The organism is Archangium sp. (assembly GCF_036389735.1).
Classification (GTDB): domain Bacteria; phylum Myxococcota; class Myxococcia; order Myxococcales; family Myxococcaceae; genus Archangium.
This window is the reverse complement of sequence record NZ_DASVWK010000327.1, coordinates 1-16918: the sequence shown is the minus strand read 5'-3', so window position 1 is coordinate 16918 and position 16918 is coordinate 1. Positions and strand designations below refer to the sequence as shown.

General features: G+C 70.5%; 11 protein-coding genes. 6 read left to right on the top strand and 5 right to left on the bottom strand.

Going from position 1 to position 16918, the window contains the following annotated elements; translation table 11 throughout:
* Nucleotides 1-1187: IscS subfamily cysteine desulfurase (locus VF794_RS11550; protein WP_331109683.1), on the bottom strand; the 1187-nt coding region annotated here is incomplete at its 3' end.
* Nucleotides 1188-1545: 358 nt separating this feature from the next.
* Here VF794_RS11550 and VF794_RS11545 point away from each other — a divergent pair.
* Complete coding sequence (locus VF794_RS11545; RefSeq protein ID WP_331109681.1) at nt 1546-3309, top strand: SPFH domain-containing protein; 1764 nt, start codon at nt 1546-1548, stop codon at nt 3307-3309.
* Nucleotides 3310-3321: 12 nt separating this feature from the next.
* Here VF794_RS11545 and VF794_RS11540 read toward each other — a convergent pair whose 3' ends face one another.
* The gene (locus VF794_RS11540; protein ID WP_331109679.1) at nt 3322-4512 is read right to left on the bottom strand and encodes a glycosyltransferase; all 1191 of its coding nucleotides are present in this window, start codon (nt 4510-4512) and stop codon (nt 3322-3324) included.
* A 217-nt stretch (nt 4513-4729) separates the two neighbouring features.
* Between VF794_RS11540 and VF794_RS11535 the strand changes: the two genes are divergently transcribed.
* The 3 genes from VF794_RS11535 to VF794_RS11525 all read left to right on the top strand — a co-directional run bounded on the left by VF794_RS11535 (nt 4730) and on the right by VF794_RS11525 (nt 9064).
* Nucleotides 4730-6190: a hypothetical protein gene (locus VF794_RS11535; RefSeq protein ID WP_331109677.1), complete on the top strand. Its 1461-nt coding sequence runs from the start codon at nt 4730-4732 to the stop codon at nt 6188-6190.
* A gap of 45 nt (nt 6191-6235) precedes the next feature.
* Nucleotides 6236-7480 (top strand): MFS transporter, encoded by a 1245-nt coding sequence (locus VF794_RS11530; protein ID WP_331109675.1) that lies wholly within the window; start codon nt 6236-6238, stop codon nt 7478-7480.
* A 165-nt stretch (nt 7481-7645) separates the two neighbouring features.
* Complete coding sequence (locus tag VF794_RS11525) at nt 7646-9064, top strand: protein-disulfide reductase DsbD family protein (protein WP_331109673.1); 1419 nt, start codon at nt 7646-7648, stop codon at nt 9062-9064.
* A gap of 18 nt (nt 9065-9082) precedes the next feature.
* Here VF794_RS11525 and VF794_RS11520 read toward each other — a convergent pair whose 3' ends face one another.
* Complete coding sequence (locus VF794_RS11520; protein WP_331109671.1) at nt 9083-11356, bottom strand: S41 family peptidase; 2274 nt, start codon at nt 11354-11356, stop codon at nt 9083-9085.
* Between the two features lie 405 nt (nt 11357-11761).
* Between VF794_RS11520 and VF794_RS11515 the strand changes: the two genes are divergently transcribed.
* Nucleotides 11762-15154: a WD40 repeat domain-containing serine/threonine protein kinase gene (locus VF794_RS11515; protein ID WP_331109669.1), complete on the top strand. Its 3393-nt coding sequence runs from the start codon at nt 11762-11764 to the stop codon at nt 15152-15154.
* 10 nt (nt 15155-15164) lie between these two features.
* On the opposite strand, the gene VF794_RS11510 is transcribed toward VF794_RS11515, so the two are convergent.
* Together VF794_RS11510 and VF794_RS11505 are read right to left on the bottom strand one after the other, a co-directional pair.
* Nucleotides 15165-15755 carry a tRNA-uridine aminocarboxypropyltransferase gene (locus VF794_RS11510; protein WP_331109667.1) on the bottom strand — a complete coding sequence of 197 codons (591 nt, stop codon included), beginning with the start codon at nt 15753-15755 and terminating at the stop codon, nt 15165-15167.
* Nucleotides 15752-16297: a hypothetical protein gene (locus VF794_RS11505; RefSeq protein ID WP_331109665.1), complete on the bottom strand. Its 546-nt coding sequence runs from the start codon at nt 16295-16297 to the stop codon at nt 15752-15754. Before VF794_RS11505 ends, VF794_RS11510 begins: the two co-directional genes overlap by 4 nt.
* 210 nt (nt 16298-16507) lie before the next feature.
* Between VF794_RS11505 and VF794_RS11500 the strand changes: the two genes are divergently transcribed.
* Nucleotides 16508-16747 carry a hypothetical protein gene (locus VF794_RS11500; RefSeq protein WP_331091880.1) on the top strand — a complete coding sequence of 80 codons (240 nt, stop codon included), beginning with the start codon at nt 16508-16510 and terminating at the stop codon, nt 16745-16747.
* Nucleotides 16748-16918: the final 171 nt, after the last annotated feature.

The following is a 16918-nucleotide window of genomic DNA, read 5'->3' as shown; positions in this document are numbered from 1 at the left end:
TCCTCCTCCACGCCGCAGGCCCGCAGCACATAGGAGGGCTCCAGCGAGGCCGAGGTGCAGGCGGAGCCCGAGGACACCGCCACGTCCTTGATGGCCATCATCAGCGCCTCGCCCTCCACGTAGGCGAAGGAGATGTTGAGGCTGCCCGGCAGCCGGTGCTCCATGGAGCCGTTCACCGTCACCAGGTCCAGCTTGTCCATGATGCCCTTGCGCAGCTTCTCGCGCAGGCGGGTGAGGCGCACGGCCTCGTCCGCCATCTCCTGCTGGGCGAGCTCCGCCGCCTTGCCGAAGCCCACGATGGACGCGACGTTCAGCGTGCCCGAGCGCATGCCGCGCTCATGGCCGCCACCGTCGATGATGGGGGCGATGCGCACGCGCGGCTTGCGGCGCACGTAGAGCGCGCCCACGCCCTTGGGCCCGTACATCTTGTGCGCGGAGATGGACGCCAGGTCGACCTTCATCTCCTCCACGTTGAAGGGCACCTTGCCCACGCCCTGCACCGCGTCGCAGTGGAAGAGGATGCCCCGCTGGCGGCACAGCTTGCCGATCTCCGCCACGGGCTGCACGGTGCCGATCTCGTTGTTGGCGAGCATGATCGACACCAGGATGGTCTTGTCCGTCATGGCCGCCTCGAGCTTCGCGAGGTCGACCCGGCCATCCTTCTCCACTTCCAGGTAGGTGACGCGCGCGCCACCCGTGGGCAGCTCGGCCCACTGGCGGTACACCGCGTCGTTGTCCAGGTCGTGCTTGATGGACAGCTCGGTGACGTTGTCGCGCGACACCGGCCCGCCGGTGAGCTGCATGAGCCGCAGCACCTTCAGGTCGTCCAGGCGCTCCTGGCGCACGCGCTCCAGGCGCTTGCAGGTGTCGAGCACCGCCTTGTGCTCGGTCTTCAGGGTGATGATGTGGTCACCCTTGTCCTTGTAGAACTCGACCACGCCCTTGATGGCGAGGTTGTCGGACTCGGTGGCGCCCGAGGTGAAGACGATCTCCTTGTCGGACGCGCCGATGAGCGACGCCACCTGCTTCCGGGCCAGCTCCACCGCCGCCTCGGCCTTCCAGCCAAAGGCGTGATTGCGCGACGCGGCATTGCCGAAGTCCTCGCGCAGGTACGGCATCATCGCCTCCAGCACCCGAGGGTCCATCGGGGTGGTGGCGTTGTTGTCCATGTAGATGGGCAGCTTCAGCATCTCGGTAAACCTTCCAGGCGACTGTCCGTCCCCTTGGCCAGGGGCTGGGGTAAACCCGCGAGTCCCTTGGGGAGTCCTACAGGGACACACCTAATGTGGACTGGACTGGTCAATTATAAAAGCGGGCCCCCCTCGGTCAAGGCGACATAAGGAGAGGGCGCCCCAGGTCCATATAACCGTCTACAGGACCGAATCAGTCCTGTATCACGACTGGGCCGGACCGGGGCGATCCACTTCGGGGCACCCGCGCCACCCTGGAGCACCCCCTCCCGCCAAGTGCGCGATTTCAGGGCAGTGAAGCCCTGGCCGACAGTCTGCAATCCCCGGAGCTCGTGAGATTCCGGAGGGTGCACGAATGAGCGCGAACGAGAAGCGGCCGGTCAAGCTGAACGCGGTGGGGGCCATGGAGCTGACGGTGGGGGCGCGGACCGAGGTGGTCCGGAGTGGTGGGGGCGAGCAGCCGCCGCCGTTTCGGAGTGGAAGCGACCAGGAGCGCTACCAGGACGGGTGGAGGGCGGGGAAGCCGGCGGAGGATCCGGAGAAGATGAAGAAGTGGGGCCTCGTGACGGCGCGGCCGAGTGAGTTCCTCATCCACATGCGCCGGGGCCGGGTGCGCGAGGTGAGTGGGCAGGGCGCCTCGTGCTTCAAGCTGCCGGGCGACGCGGTGGCCATCGTCCCGACGAGCGTGCAGCGGCTCCAGTTCACCGCGGATCAGGTGACGAGCGAGAAGGTGGGCGTGCAGGTGACGGGTCTGGCGGTGTACCGCATCGTCGATCCGCTGGTGGCCTTCCGGATGCTCAACTTCTCCTTCCCCGAGCGGGCGCAGGAGAAGCTGGCGGAGCTGCTGCGGCAGATGTTCGTGGGCGCGGTGCGGCGGCTGGTGGCGAACCTCTCGGTGGAGGAGTGCCTCACGCGGCGCAAGGAGGGCATCGCCACGGAGCTGATGCGGGAGATCGCCCCGGTGGTGTCGGGCAAGGGGCGGCTGGAGGACCAGTCGGACTCGGGGTGGGGCGTGGTCCTGGACACGATTGAGATCCAGGACGTGCGGGTGCTGTCGGACACGGTGTTCGCGAACATGCAGGCGCGCTTCCGGCAGGAGCAGGAGCGGCAGGCGCGGGAGGCGGAGCTGTCGAAGGAGCGCTTCATCCGCAAGGAGGAGGCGGAGGCGGAGCGGCAGATCGCCCTGACGCGGCTGGCGACGGAGGAGGAGGTCCGGCACAAGCGGCAGGAGGCGGAGGAGCAGGCGAAGCTGGAGTCGCTGGCGGTCGAGTCCCGGGTGGAGGAGGCGCGGGTCGCGAAGGAGCGGAGCACGCGGCAGGCGCAGGTGTCGCTGGAGCGGGAGACGGCGCTGGCGAAGCTGAACGCCGAGCTGGAGGTGAGGGAGCAGAAGGCGAAGGCGGAGGAGTCGCAGAAGCTGGCGCAGCTGGAGGCCGAGCGGCGGATGTCGGAGGCGAAGCTGGCGCAGGAGCGCAAGCTGGCGGTGGGGAGGGCGGAGGCGGAGCTGGAGCAGCTGAAGCTGGAGCAGCAGGAGGAGTCGGCGAAGCTGGCGAATGAGCGGATGCTGGCGGCGGCGAGGGCGCAGGCGGAGCTGGAGCGGCTGAAGCTGGAGCAGGAGCAGGAGGCGGCGCGGCTGTCGCATGAGCGGCGGATGGCGGCGGTGAAGGCGGAGGCGGAGCTGGAGAAGCTGCACCAGGAGCAGCAGGCGCAGGCGGCGCGGCACGGGGCGATGGTGGCGGTGCTGCAGCAGGAGGCGGAGCGGGCGAGGGCGCAGGCGAAGGTGGCGGAGGCGCGGTGCGCGATCGCCGAGGCGGAGCTGGCGATGGCGGAGATGGAGGCGCGCAAGGCCCGCATCACGCAGGATCCGGAGCTGGCGCGGGTGAGAGCGCTGAAGGAGATCGACAACACGCTCTCGCCGGAGGCGATCCAGATGATGCTGGCGCAGCAGTTGCCGCAGGTGGCGGCGGCGTTCCAGCAGAAGATGGGCGAGGTGCACGTGACGGCGGTGGATGGAGCCAACCCGTTCGGCTACATCGCGGCGGCGGTGGAGGGAGTGATGGGGCTCGCGCGCTCCGCGGGCCTCCAGGTGCCGACGCCGCCGAAGAAGGAGCAGGCCGTCTGACACCCAGGCGACTCAATCCCGGGGGATGGGCTGTTTCTCCCGGGCGAGCCGCTCCAGCAGTGCCACGCCGTGCTCGATACCGGGGAGGGCCAGGGACTCGGCCTGGAAGCGCCGGGCGCGCTCGCGGTAGGAGCCGTCCTTCAGCAGCTCGCGCACGTGCTGACGGATGGCCTCTGGGGTGAGCGCATCGGGCTCCACCACCCGGGCGACACCGAGCTGCGCGCAGGCCTGGGCGTTCATCGGCTGATCGGCGCCGAGCGGGACGATGATCATCGGCAGGCCCGCGTACAGCGCGCTCATCACGCTGTTGTAGCCGCCGTGCATGATGACCAGGTCGCACCGGGGTAGCAGCAGCGACTGGGGGATGTAGCGCTCCACGTGGACATGGGGAGGCTGCGGCCCGAGCTGCGCCGGATCCACGTCCCGCCCCACCGTGATGATGAGGTCCACCGGCTCATCACGCAGGCCGGCCGCCACCGAGCCGAGGTGGTGGACGAGCTTGTTGAACACCGTCCCGAGCGTCGCGTAGACCACCGGCCGACTTCCGAGCGAGGACGTCCACGGGGGCAGTCCCTCGGAGCCGGACTGATCGAACACGGCCAGCTTCAGGTAGTGCGTCGTCGAGGGCAGGGAGTCGCCGAAGTACGAGGCCGGCATGAAGGACAGGTTCAGATAGCGGAACAGGGCCGTCAGTTCCGGATCCGGCGGCAGACCGTGGTCGGCGCGGAACAGGTCCATGTGCTGGGCGAAGGGCTCCTTGCCGAACCTGGCGATGTTCACCCCACCAACCTGGATGGAGGCGCACGGGATGCCCAGCATCTCGCCCACCACGATGCTGGCGAACTCGGTCGACTCGCGGAGGAGGAGGTCCGGCCGCCAGGTCTCGCAGACCTTCATCAGGTCCGGTGCCATCCGGCGAGCGAAGCCGTCGATGAACATGCCGGCCATCATCTTGATCCGCTCGGCGGGCGCCGACTTCAGCATGGCCGCCTGCCGCTTCTGGACCTCCTTGATGTCGAGGCCCAGTTGCTCGAAATCGATCCCCGCCGGGAAGGCCAGGAAGCCGCCGGCTTTCACGGTGGGGTGGAACGACTCGGCCGTGGCGAAGGCCACCTCGTGACCCGCTTGCTGGAGCGCCCGGGCCGTGGGCACGAGCGGGTGGAAGTGGCCAGTGGCTGGAGCGATGGTGAAGAGAACGCGCATGGGGGAGCCTCAGAGGCAGGGGGCGCTGTTCTACCGCCGCGCGGCTCCTGCCCGCGAGGGCTCGTTCTCCTGCCTGCTGTTACCGAAGACACCCAGGAGCCTTCGGACTTCTTCCCCCGGGAGGGAACACGGTTTTCCACTCTGGGCTGTGCGCGCTCCTACTTCCGGCCTCCTTGCCCGGTATGCGGCTTGCTCCTCACATCCCCAGGGGGAGCGGATGACGTTGATTCGGAGATGGTTGGGGGCATGTGGGGCGGCGGTGGTGGTGGCGGCGGCGTGGGCATGCGGCGATACGAATGCACCCTCGCCCCCTCCGCGAGATGGGACGACGGAGCCCGACGACAGCGCGCGGGTGCCCGAGGACGCGGGCCTTCCGCCCGCGGATGACGGGGGCACGCCGTTGCCCGAGGACGCGGGCCTTCCACCACCACCCGAGGACGCGGGCCTCCCACCACCACCCGAGGACGCGGGCACTCCTTCGGATGGGGGCTCCGACGGTGGCACCGGCCCGGTGAAGGTGGCTCCGGACACCTGGCCGAAGGAGGCGGCGGTCAACTACACGCAGCGCTTCGGTGTGGGTCGCCCACAGGGGGTGGCCGTGGATGAGGCCTTCAACATCTGGTTGCTCGAGGGCAACCGCATCGGCGTCCTGCGGCCCGGGGACACCCAGCCTCACTGGGCGAGCAACATCGGGCAGGCCGGCAGGGGCTTCTCCACCACGGTCATCTGCGGCGGCAGTGCTGGCCGCGCCTACGTGGGCTACCACGCGCGCGAGCTCGACATGCCCTTTTTGCCTTCCTATACGGACTCCGCCTTCACGGAGGGAGACCTGGACGCGGTGAAGCTCACTCCCGAGGGTGGCATCGTCCTGGAGGAGCACCTCTACCGCTCGTTCCGTCGCAACAAGGAGAAGAACGACGGCGGGCTCTCGTGGCTCCCCCCGGTCAACATCGGCATCCACAACTCCAATGACTGGAGGTACGACGAGGATCGCGCGGTGCTCAGCTGCGTGACGGTGATGCGCGGCCGGGACAAGGGCGAGGTGTATATCGGCACCAACCACGGCGTGACGCGCATCAAGGGGCTCCACTACAACAGCCACCGCCACCCGGTGTGGTGGGAAAACGGCAGCCAGCGCGCCGGCTACACCTATGCGGTGGGCATCGCCCAGGATGGCGATGTGCTCATCGGCAACGACTGGACCTTCGGCATCGTCACGCCCAACGCGGACCTCGGCGTCTGGGACTGGATGAGCCCGAAGTCGCTCAACCCGATGAAGGTGGAGTCCTCGTACCTTCCCGAGGTCAACTCGCTCGCCGAGTTCGACTACTGGCGCGGCTTCCAGCAGACGAAGGATGGGCGCTACTACCTGGCCAGCAAGAGCCATGGCCTCTGGGAGATGAGCATCCTCTCGAAGGGGGATCGCGAGCAGAAGGGCACCCAGATCCAGGGGCTGCCCACGAGCCAGCTCACCGCGCTGGCGGCCACGGATGACGGCTCGCTCTTCATCGGCACCGACGGAGCGGGGCTCTGGAGGATGGACGCGAGCAAGCAACTCACGAAGGTCGCGGACGTGCCGGGAGGGAAGGTGCGGCAGCTCGTCTACGACCCCAACGCCACCCCGGCGATGCTCTACGTCCTCACGGACGCGGGCCTCACGGTGCTCCGGGGCCACTGAGGGGAGCGAGCGCCCGGGGCCGTTCTCCGCTAGGGTTCCGGGGTGATGAGGATCTCACCCCGGAAGGTGGGGCTGCTCGGCGCGCTCTATTTCGTGCAGGGGCTGCCGTTTGGCTTCCAGTCCACCGCGCTGCCCGTGTACCTGCGCTCGTCTGGCGTGTCACTGATGACCATCAGCATGGTCGGGCTGCTGGCGGCTCCGTGGATGGCCAAGGCGCTGTGGGCTCCGCTGGTGGACCGCTACGGCTCGGAGCGCCTCGGCCGGCGCAAGTCGTGGATCCTCCCCATGCAGGCGGGGTTGGCGGCCACGTGCGCGGCGGCGGCCTTCGTCCCGGTGCCGGGCGCGCTGCCGCTGCTGCTCGGCCTCATCTTCCTGATGAACCTCTTCGCCGCCACGCAGGACATCGCGGTGGACGGCCTGGCGGTGGACCTGCTGGAGCCGCGCGAGCTGGGTTGGGGCAACTCGGCCCAGGTGGTGGGCTACAAGCTGGGGATGCTCACCGGAGGTGGGTTGCTCGTCTGGGCCGTTGACGTCATCGGCTGGCGAGGCCTCTTCCTCTCCATGTCCTTCCTGTCGCTGCTGGTGCTCGGGGTGGCGGCCCTGGTGCGCGAGCCCCGGCCCGTGGCCGAGGGCACGGCGACGGAGCGGCCCTCCTGGACCGAGGTGCGGGACCGGCTCCTCACCGCGGTGCGCCTGCCGGGCACGGGCTGGGTGTTGCTCTTCATCGGCACCTACAAGCTGGGCGAGTCCATGGCGGACGTGCTCTTCAAGCCCTTCCTCGTCGACGCGGGCTTCTCGGCCGGGCAGATCGGCCAGTGGGTGGGGACGTGGGGCACGGTGGCCTCGCTGCTCGGCTCGGCCGTCGGCGGGATGCTCGTCAGCCGGATGCCGCTGCTGGGAGCGCTCGCCCTCGCCACGGCCCTGCGGGTGTTCCCGCTCGGAGGCCAGTGGTGGCTGGCGCTGGAGGGCCCCACCTCCTCGGGCGTCATCGCCGTCACCATGGCGGAGCACTTCTTCGGCGGCGTGCTCACCACGGCGCTCTTCGCGTTCATGATGTCGCGGGTGGACCGGCGCATCGGGGCCACGCACTACACGCTGCTGGCGAGCGTGGAGGTGCTGGGCAAGTCGCCGGGCGGTCCCATCGCCGGCCTGCTGGCCTCCCGGGCGGGCTGGAGCTACGCGAACGTGTTCCTGCTCGCCACGGTGCTCTCGGTGGCCTTCGCGGTGCTCCTGTTGCCCCTGCGCCAGCGTCCGTCCTCCTCGACGAGACCCCTCTCTCCCCAGGTGTAGGGAGAGGTGGCGCGGGCGTGGCGGCCCGGTTGTGGAGGGGGAGGGCGTCCAGGGGGTGGCATGCCGGGTGAGGTTCCGTTACCAGCTAGCACTCCGGCTCAACCTCCGGTGTAACCACCCGGCCCTCACGCGTATATAGGGGGCCCGGAGGTCTCGAGGAGCGACATGGACGCGAAGAAGAAGGTGGGAGTCATTGCGGCGGTAATCGGGCTGGCCGTGGCGGTCGTGCCCTGGCTCCTCCCCACCGGCCCCAGCACGGGCCTGGACGCGACGCGTTTCCTGGAGTCCGGCAGCTTCGCCCTGGGGGCCGCGGTGGTGTTCGCCGGCGGCCTGCTCACCGCGATGACGCCCTGTGTCTACCCGCTCATCCCCATCACCGTGTCCGTCTTCGGGGCGCGCAAGGCCGAGGGGCGGGGCAAGGCGCTCGTGTTGACGTCCTCCTACATCGTCGGCATGGGCGTGGTGTTCAGCGCGCTGGGCGTGCTGGCGGCGAAGACGGGGCAGGCCTTCGGCTCGATGCTCGGCAGCCCCGTGGTGGTGACGGGCCTGGCGGTGTTCCTCCTGCTGCTGGCCACGTCCATGTTCGGCGCCTTCGAGCTGGCGCTGCCCCAGGCGCTCCAGCAGCGGCTCAACTCGGTGGGCGGCTCGGGCCTCACGGGCGCCTTCCTCATGGGCAGCGTGTCCGGCTTCCTCGCGGCGCCGTGCACCGGGCCGGTGCTGACGGGCCTGCTGGCCTTCGTGGCCAGGTCGCAGAGCACGGTGCTCGGCGCGGCGCTGCTCTTCATCTACGCGCTGGGCATTGGCGTGCCCTTCTTCCTCATCGGCGTCTTCACCGTGCGTCTGCCTCGGGGCGGGGTGTGGATGGAGTGGGTGAAGAGCGTGCTGGGCATCGTGCTGGTGGCGCTCGCCATCTCCTACCTGAAGGACGGCTTCCCGGCGGTGGGTGGGGTGGTGAAGGGCCTCGCCGAGCAGGTGGGCCGCATGCCGGGCACGGCCCTCGCCGCGGTGCTGGCGGCGGTGGGCGTGTTGCTGGGCGCCATCCACCTGTCCTTCAAGGAGGGCGCGCGGGATTTCACCCTCAAGGGCTTCGGCGTGGCGCTGGTGGTGGTGGCGCTGGTGCTGCGCGGCGGGGCCATGGACTCGAAGTCCGCTGGCCAGCTGTGGGTGTCGCTCGGCTGGGTGGAGCCGCCCAAGGCCCGCACCTTCGAGTGGCACGCGGTGCTGCCGGTGACGGACAGCGGCTTCTCGTCCGAGTCCTTCGAGCAGGTGCTGGCCCGCGCGAAGACCGAGGGCCGGCCGGTGATGATCGACTTCTTCGCCGAGTGGTGCGCGGCCTGCAAGGAGCTGGACCGCGAGACGTACCCGGCGGCCGAGGTCATCGAGGAGTCGGGGCGCTTCATCAACGTGAAGGTGGACGCCACGAAGAGCGACGACGCCCTGGACGCGCTGATGGAGCGCTTCGGGGTGGAGGGCCTGCCCACGGTGGCCTTCGTCTCGTCCGGTGGGGAGATCCTCGAGGCCCCGAGGGTGACGGGCTTCCTGGAGCCGAGCTCCTTCATCACCGAGATGAAGAAGGTCGACTGAAGCCCGGCCTCGCGGCGGCTACCGCGAGGAGTCGTCCGCCACGGCCATGCCCGTGGCGCCCCGGAGGAACTCGACCGCCCGCTCCAGCACTTCGTCCCTGCCGGACTGGAGGCCCGAGAGCGTCGGCCGCACGTGGACCTGGGGCCGCAGACCCACCCGCTGGAGCTGGCGGCCGTCCAGGTGCCGCACGTCGTGGCCCGTGAAGAGCACCGAGATGCCGCCGGGCAGCACCACGTCCGTGATGTCCCCGTTGGCGCCCGCGCTCGGGCTGCCAATGAAGGTGGTGCCGTTGGCCGCCTCGAGGAACAGGCCCGTGTGCTCGGCCTGGCTGATGGCCCGCTCGTCGATGAGCATCACCGTCCGGCCCCGGTACAGGGGCACGTCCTCCTTGGGCAGCTCCTGGAGGTACTTGAACCGGCCGCTGAGGTCGTCTCCCGAGACGAGGTTGCGCTCGAACACGGCCGCGTGGCGCGCCCCGCGCGTGTTGAGGTACGGCGCGATGGCCCAGGCCGTCCCGTTGGGGTAGCCGCGCATGTCGAAGACAATGCCCTTCGTGCTCTTCAGCTTCTCGAACATGGGCGCCACGTCGGCCACCTGGAGGCGCGTCAGGTCCACGTAGCCGGTGCCATCCGGCAGCACGCGCCAGGGCTCGCCCTGCCTGGGCTTCTGGAGGGACTTGAGGCTCCGGGTGATGCGTACCTGCTGAAGCTTCCCGGCGCTGTCACGCACGCCCAGCGTCGCCTGGGAGCCCTCGGGCCCCGCCAGCGCCCGGGTCATCAGACGGAAGCGGCGGTGCACCTCGTGCGAGGCCGTGACGTAGGGCTCCAGCGCCTTGACGCGCTCGGAGAGCGGCTTGCCGTCCACGGTCTCGATGACCTGACCCACGGCGAGCCCCGGGGCGGCCTCCGCGTCCACCACCTTCACCACCACCGCCTTGCCGTCGAGCTCCAGCACCTCGAGGGGAGCGTTCACGCCGGCCAGGCCCCGCTTCTCCAGCTCCGGGTGGCCGCGCACGCCCGTGTGCCCGTCCTGGACGAGCGTGCTCAGCTCTGCCACCGTGAGCGCGTACTCCGCGGCGTCCTTCGCCTTCTCGAACCGGGGGATGAAGCTGGTGAGCGCTCCGTCCCAGCCCCGGTCCAGCAGGTGCTTGTACGGGTAGAAGAGCTGGATGGCGTTCCAGTACCGGAAGAGCGCCAGCAGGCGGTACTCCCGGCTCGGGTAGAGCATGGCCTCGTACTTGCGCTCGGCCCGCCACCGGGCCGGAGGCAGGTCGGCCTCGCGGGCCTTCACCTTCTTCGCCGGCTTGCGTGCCAGGTCCAGCGCCTTCTGGAGCGTCTCGTCCTTCTCCGAGCGGGCACGCCTGGGCAGCACGGCGTCCGCGCGCAGGGGCACCTCCAGCTCGCTCAGCCGCACCAGGGCCGTCAGCCCGGCGCCGAGCTCCACCTTGGCCTGATCCACCACCGCCCCATCATCCAGCCGCCCCTCGGTGACGAGCTGCGCCAGCCCCAGGGCCTTCATCGTGAGCGCCCGCGCATCCAGGTACGACTGGTCATCCAGCACGAAGATGACGGGGCGCGCCTTGCCATCTCCCTGGGGGGAGACGCGCTCGCCCGCGGAGGTGAGGAACGAGCTGGAGTAGCCGCCGCTCGTGATCAGTCCGCTCTGTGGCCGGAAGCCCGAGTGGAACACCCTGCGCTCCCCGGTGACCTGGAGCTCCTGACCCAGCAGCAGCGGGAGGACGTCGCCGAGCGCCCGGGACATGGCCCCGACCAGGGCGGACTGCATCCCACGGGCGCGCAGGTCGACGATGACGGCCTTCGCCCTGGAGATGTCCGAGCGGAGCTCCTCGGGCTTGTTGCGCAGGGCGGTCTGGACCGCCGGATCCTTGATGGCGCGCAGGTCCAGGACGAGCACGTCCCTGGCCTCCCAGCTCCGCAGCGCGCGGACGGTGGGCGCGGCCAGCTTCGCGTCCTCCTTCCGCTCCTCGGGGCGCTGGACGCGCGTGGCGGGGTCGCGGAGCTCCTCCAGCATGTCCTGCACGGCCGCGGCATAGGCGGCGCGGTCCTTGGCGGCCTCCACCTTGGGGATGGCGGCGACGAGCGCGGCGTCCCAGTCGAGGTCCTTGTAGGCGAGGTACGGGTGGCGGTAGCGGACCTGACCCCAGAGCTGGCCGAGGTGGGCCAGTCGCTCCTCGCGGGAGGGGAGGGTCGTGTTGGCGGTCTGCGCCGCCGACGCGGTCGCGGCGACGAGGCCGAGGGCCAGGACGAGACTCGTGAGGAGGGTACGCGGCATGGGCCTTCCTGGGGGAGAAGAGCGTCGGGAGGTAGAACGGTAGCGCACGCCTCGCGGTCCGCCGAGGGGGGAGTGGGGCTCCGGGGGCGAGTGTTGCCCATCCGGGCCTGGACCCACACCGCGAGTGGGTGTGATCCATTTCACAGGTACCGAGTGAGCTGGCTCACAGCTTTGGCGCCGAGCCCATGAGAAGGTGCTTTCAGAACACGGGGTCGGTTCGTCGTGCGAGGGGGCTTGCACCGCGGACCTGAACCCAGGGAAGCGCCTTGCTGTCAAAGGGGGGAGGCGCTTCCTGTTCCCGCGGAGTCCGGGGGGACACGCGGGATTCTAACATGGCCCGCTTCTTGGCGCCGGGGGGCACCAGGAGGCGGGCCGTGTGCTTTCTTGGCGTACACTCGCGCCTCCATGAGCCAGGTCAGGTCGCAGGGGAGCGGTGTTTCCTCCGAGTCGTTGGATGCGTCCGGTGACGGTTCGGACACCACCCTGCGCGCCCCGGTCCAGCCGAGTGCCGTGGCTCCCTCCGGAGGGACGCTGCCCGTGGTGGACCCGGCCCGCTACACCATCGCCGGAGAACTGGCGCACGGAGGCATCGGCCGCATCCTCCGGGCGCGAGACCTCCAGCTCGACAGGCCGGTGGCCATCAAGGAGATGCTCGCGCCGGCCCGGGATGCCGAGGCGCGCTTCGTGGCCGAGGCGCTCGTCACCGCGCGCTTGCAGCACCCCTCCATCGTCCCCGTGTACGAGGCGGGGCGCTGGCCGGGGGGCGAGCCTTTCTATGCGATGAAGCTGGTGTCGGGCCGCTCGCTGGCGGACGTCATCACCGAGCGTACGACGCTGGAAGAGCGGCTGGCGCTGCTGCCGCATGTGCTCGCGGTGGCCGAGGCCATCGCCTACGCGCACACCGAGCGCATCATCCACCGTGACCTCAAGCCGGCCAACGTGCTGGTGGGTGACTTCGGCGAGACCGTCGTCATCGATTGGGGACTGGCCAAGGACCTGTCGCGCGAGGGCGCGAGCGAGCTCGCCGGGACGGCCGACCCGGGCGCCGGGGCCGAGGAGGATGGAGGCCTCACCCGGGTGGGCACGGTGATGGGGACGCCGGCCTACATGCCGCCGGAGCAGGCCGTGGGCCAGCCCGTGGACGAGCGCGCCGACGTCTACGCGCTGGGCGCCATCCTCTACCACCTGCTGGCGGGGGTGCGGCCGTATGAAGGAGGCGCCTCGGGGCAGGTGCTCCAGCGGGTGGTGCAGGGCCCACCGCAACCCCTGGGCGAGCGCCAGAAGGGGATACCGCCGGATCTGCTGGCCATCGTGGCCAAGGCGATGGCACGCGCGCCCTCCGAGCGCTACGCCACCGCGCGCGAGCTGGCGGAGGACCTGCGGCGCTTCCAGACGGGGCAGATCGTCGGCGCGCACCAGTACTCGTGGCGGGAGCTGGTGGGGCGCTTCGTGCGGCGCTACCGGGTGGCGGTGGGGGTGACGCTGGTGGCCACGCTGCTGCTGGCCGGGCTGGGCGCGATGAGCTTCCAGCGCATCCTGGAGGAGCGCAACCGGGCCGAGCACAAGCAGGTGGAGGCCGAGGGCGCGCGCGGCGACGCGGAGCGGGCCCGGCAGGAGGCGCTGGCGCAGGCCGACGCGCTCCGACTGTTGCAGGCCCGCAACGGCGTGAGCCAGGACACCAACGGGGCCATCACCTGGCTGCGGCGCCTCTCGCCCGGCTTCTCGCGCTGGTCAGCGGTGCGGACGATCGCGGCGGATGCCCAGGCCCAGGGCTTCGCGACGCCGCTGCGTGGACACTCGCAGGTCGTCAACGGGCTCGTCTTCTCCCGCGACGGCCGGTGGCTCGTCTCCAGCAGTGACGACTACACCCTGCGCCTCTGGGACGTGGAGCACGGCACCGGCCGGATCCTCTCGGGCCACACCGACGAGGCCTGGCGGGTGGTGCTCTCTCCCGAGGGCCGGAGCGTCTTCTCCAGCGGCAAGGACGGGACGATCCGACGCTGGGACCTGGACACCGGCGAGGGACGGGTCTTCGCCACCCTCGCGGGGCCGGTGTCGGCGATGGACGGCTCCGCCGATGGCCGTCGGCTCTTCGCCCACAGCCGGGTGGATGACCTGCTCTACGTCTGGGAGCTGGACAGTGGCCGGGTACGGACCTTCCACACCGGCCAGCGGGGTGCCGAGCACATCGTGGTGTCGCCGGACGGTCGCTTCGTCGCCCTGCACACCATGGAGTTCCACCCGCTGCTCGGCGACGTGGAGCGGGGCACCTTCCAGCTCCTGGAGGACGGGGGCAAGGCGGGCGGGATGGCGTTCTCCCCGGGGAGTGAGCTCCTCGTCGCGGGAAGTCGCGACGGCGTGTTGCGCGGCTGGGAGACGCGGAGCGGCAAGCAGCGATCCCTGGGCAACCTCGGACAGGTCACCGCGCTCGCCTTCACGCCGGACGGTCGGCACCTGGTGTTCACCACCATGGTGGGCTCCGTGGAGGTCCTGGAGCTGGCCACCGGCCAGGCACGGAAGCTGGGGAGCCACGACGGGATGAGCATGGGGCTCGAGATTTCTCCGGACGGTCGCTACTGCGTCACCCACGGCAGTGGAGGTGCCTCTCGGCTGTGGACGCTCTCGACCGGCGAGGTCCGCTTGCTGTACGGCGCCCCGGAGGCGGTCTACTCCTCGAGCTTCTCCCCGGGTGGACGGCTGCTGGCCGCGGGCAGCTCCGATGGCACCGTGCGCCTGTTCACCGTGGAGGTCCGCTCCCATCGCGTCCTCGCGACGGCCCCGACCTTCCTGGACGCCCCATCGCTCTCCCCCGATGGACAGCGGCTGGCCACCCTGGCGCAGGATGGAAAGCTCCGCCTGTTCGACCTGGTCGGGGGAGCCTTGCTGCTGGAGGAGGGAGAGGCCCTCCGCGCGGTGGCGCACTCCGGTGGAGGACGGTGGCTGGCCTCCGGTGGTGGCGATGGCCGGGTCCTCCTGCGGAATGCGACCTCCGGGCGCACGGAGCGCGTGCTCGAGGGCCATGCCAGCATGGTGCGCGCGCTCGCCTTCTCCCGCGATGAGCGGTGGCTGGCCTCGGCGGACCAGGAGGGCGCGGTGCGCCTGTGGTCGCCCGCGTCCGGCGAGGGGCGGCTGCTGGGCCATCACGAGGGCAGGGTGTTCCGCCTCATCTTCTCACCGGAGGGCGGGCGGCTCGTCTCGGTGGGCCAGGACAGGACGGTGCGGGTGTGGGACGTGGGCTCGGGCGAGGTGCGGATCCTGCGCGGTCACGAGGACGCGGTCGTCGCCGTGGACTTCTCTCCAGATGGCAAGCGGCTCGTCTCGGGGGCCATGGATCACACCCTGCGCTTCTGGGACCTGGAGAGCGGCCAGAGCCAGCGCCGGGACGCGAGTGGCGCGGGCGTCCTGGAGGTCCTCTTCTCGCCGGGAGGAGAGGTCGTGGTCAGCCGGAGCATGAAGGACCCCCGTCTTCGGGTCTGGGACGGTCGGACGGGTGAGCTCCAGGGCATGCTCCGAGGCCACGAGGCCGAGGTGTTCGACCTCGCCTTCTCTCCCGATGGGACGCGGCTGGCCTCGGCGGGCTACGACAAACGGTTGATGCTCTGGGACATGGAGACCGGCGAGGCCCGGAGGCTCCAGGGCCACACCTCGGGGGTGAGGGGAGTGGAGTTCCTCCCGGATGGCCGCGCCCTCGTCTCCATCGGCATGGATGGCACCGTGCGGCTCTGGCCGGACGATCTGCCGTGGGAACAGGACGCGCTGCGCGAGTGGATGGCGACGGTTCCGGGCAGCGAGCCGTAGCGCCCCGTCCTCAGTCGTCGTCGCCGAGGCGTCCGCGGGCGGCCATCACGCGGTCGATCATCACTTCGTGAAGCGCATGGAGCGAGCGGGCCACCTCCTCGCCCTCCAGCACGGCGATGGCCCCGGCGATGGCCTCCACGGTGGACATGCCGTAGGGGTGGGGCGAGCGGCGCAGGCGTCGGGTGTCCGGCGCGGGAGGCGGCAAGGCGAGCCCGGGCAACCGGCGCAGCTCGGGGAGGCGCTGGTACATGCGCCGCGCCTGCGTCCAGTTGCCGTCCAGCACCACCAGGCGCTCGGGCGGAGGCGTGCCGGGCGGAGGCGGCTGGGCATCCGGGAAGAGGAGCCAGGTCCCCGGCGCGGTCAGTACCGAGATGTCGAAGGGCTGGCCCGGGGCGCCGTAGGTGAGGATCCGGCAGCTGGGCAGGGCGAGTGCCGCCAGCCGCGCCGTATTGGTGGACTTGTGCGCCTCCTTGTTGTGCCGGATGACGAGGAACTCGGTGCGCGTCTCCAACCGAGGGACCTCGGCGCACAGGCACAGCGCGGTGGGCAGGTAGCAGCCGGGACAGCGTCCGGAGAGGTCCTCCGGGGTTCGAGACCTCATTTGCCCTGACGATAACGCTGCATCAACTCGCGGGCCTCGCGCAGCTTGGTCTCGACGAAGCGGTCCTCGGCGTCGATCTCCTCGTCCGTCTCCAGGGCGAGCTGGAAGAGCGCCGACAGGCTGGCCGGATTGACGTCCAGCCACTCGGCGGTGCGGTCGAGCACGTTGCGGCGGCGGCCCGCGAAGGTCTCGGGGCTCTCCTCGGGGATGCAGCGGCAGATGCGGGCCGAGTCGCTGCCCACATCCACGTAGAGGCCGAGCACCTCGGTGTCCAGCTCGCTGGCGATGGCGGCGGCGGCCTCGGTGACGTGGGCGGCGAGGGCGTGCGCGGCGGAGCGCTCGGTCATCGAGCGCACCAGATAGACGCGCCAGCCGGCCTCTCCGAGCGTCCCGGCGGCCTCCAGCGGAGCGAGCTCGGCGGGAGGAGCGGAGATGCGCGTGAGGACGCGGCGCACGGGGGCCTCGACGTGCTCGAGCTGGGCGCTCGAGGTCGGGCAGAAGAAGACGACGCGGTACTCACGGCTGTCGACGGAGGGTTCCATTCGGGTACTGCTCCCGTGGGCGCGGTCGGGATGGAGAAAGAGGAACACTCCCCTGGCCCGGAGCGCAAGCGGGTAATTGAGGGAGGGCGGACGGACTGCTACACGGGAGGCATGTCCATCACGCTCTATATCAAGAACGGTTGAACGGGTTGTAAGTCAGCGCGGGAGTTTCTCGCGCACAAGACGGTGCGGGCGGAAGTGCGGGAGCTGGTGAAGCAACCGCTGAGCGAGGCCGAGGTCCGCTCCCTGGCGGCGAGGCTGGGGGGCGTGCGGGAGCTCATCGCCCCCAAGAGGAAGGCGGAGCTGGGCTCGCTGGGGGAGGAGGAGCTGGTGCGGCACCTGGCCGCGAACCCCCAACACGTCCGCCGGCCGCTCATCGACACGGGGAGCCAGCTCCTGGCGGGCTTCACCGCGGACGTGAGGGCCGCCCTGGAGAAGCAGCTGGGCTGAGTCCCGCCCCCCTCCGGGTCACCCCATACCCGTGGGGACCGGAGCGGGCGCCGGCTGGGCACGGAGCTCGCTGGCGACCCAGACGCCGGAGACGAGGACGACGAGGCCCCCCAGCAGTCCCAGCGGGCCCAGGGCCTCGCCGAAGACGAGCTGCCCGACGACGGCGGCGGT

Coding starts and splice junctions, on each gene's coding strand:
- VF794_RS11505 (WP_331109665.1), bottom strand. CDS start 16,297: ATGGAACCCTCCGTCGACAGCCGTGAGTACCGCGTCGTCTTCTTCTGC.
- VF794_RS11535 (WP_331109677.1), top strand. CDS start 4,730: ATGACGTTGATTCGGAGATGGTTGGGGGCATGTGGGGCGGCGGTGGTG.
- VF794_RS11530 (WP_331109675.1), top strand. CDS start 6,236: ATGAGGATCTCACCCCGGAAGGTGGGGCTGCTCGGCGCGCTCTATTTC.
- VF794_RS11540 (WP_331109679.1), bottom strand. CDS start 4,512: ATGCGCGTTCTCTTCACCATCGCTCCAGCCACTGGCCACTTCCACCCG.
- VF794_RS11520 (WP_331109671.1), bottom strand. CDS start 11,356: ATGCCGCGTACCCTCCTCACGAGTCTCGTCCTGGCCCTCGGCCTCGTC.
- VF794_RS11510 (WP_331109667.1), bottom strand. CDS start 15,755: ATGAGGTCTCGAACCCCGGAGGACCTCTCCGGACGCTGTCCCGGCTGC.
- VF794_RS11545 (WP_331109681.1), top strand. CDS start 1,546: ATGAGCGCGAACGAGAAGCGGCCGGTCAAGCTGAACGCGGTGGGGGCC.
- VF794_RS11515 (WP_331109669.1), top strand. CDS start 11,762: ATGAGCCAGGTCAGGTCGCAGGGGAGCGGTGTTTCCTCCGAGTCGTTG.
- VF794_RS11525 (WP_331109673.1), top strand. CDS start 7,646: ATGGACGCGAAGAAGAAGGTGGGAGTCATTGCGGCGGTAATCGGGCTG.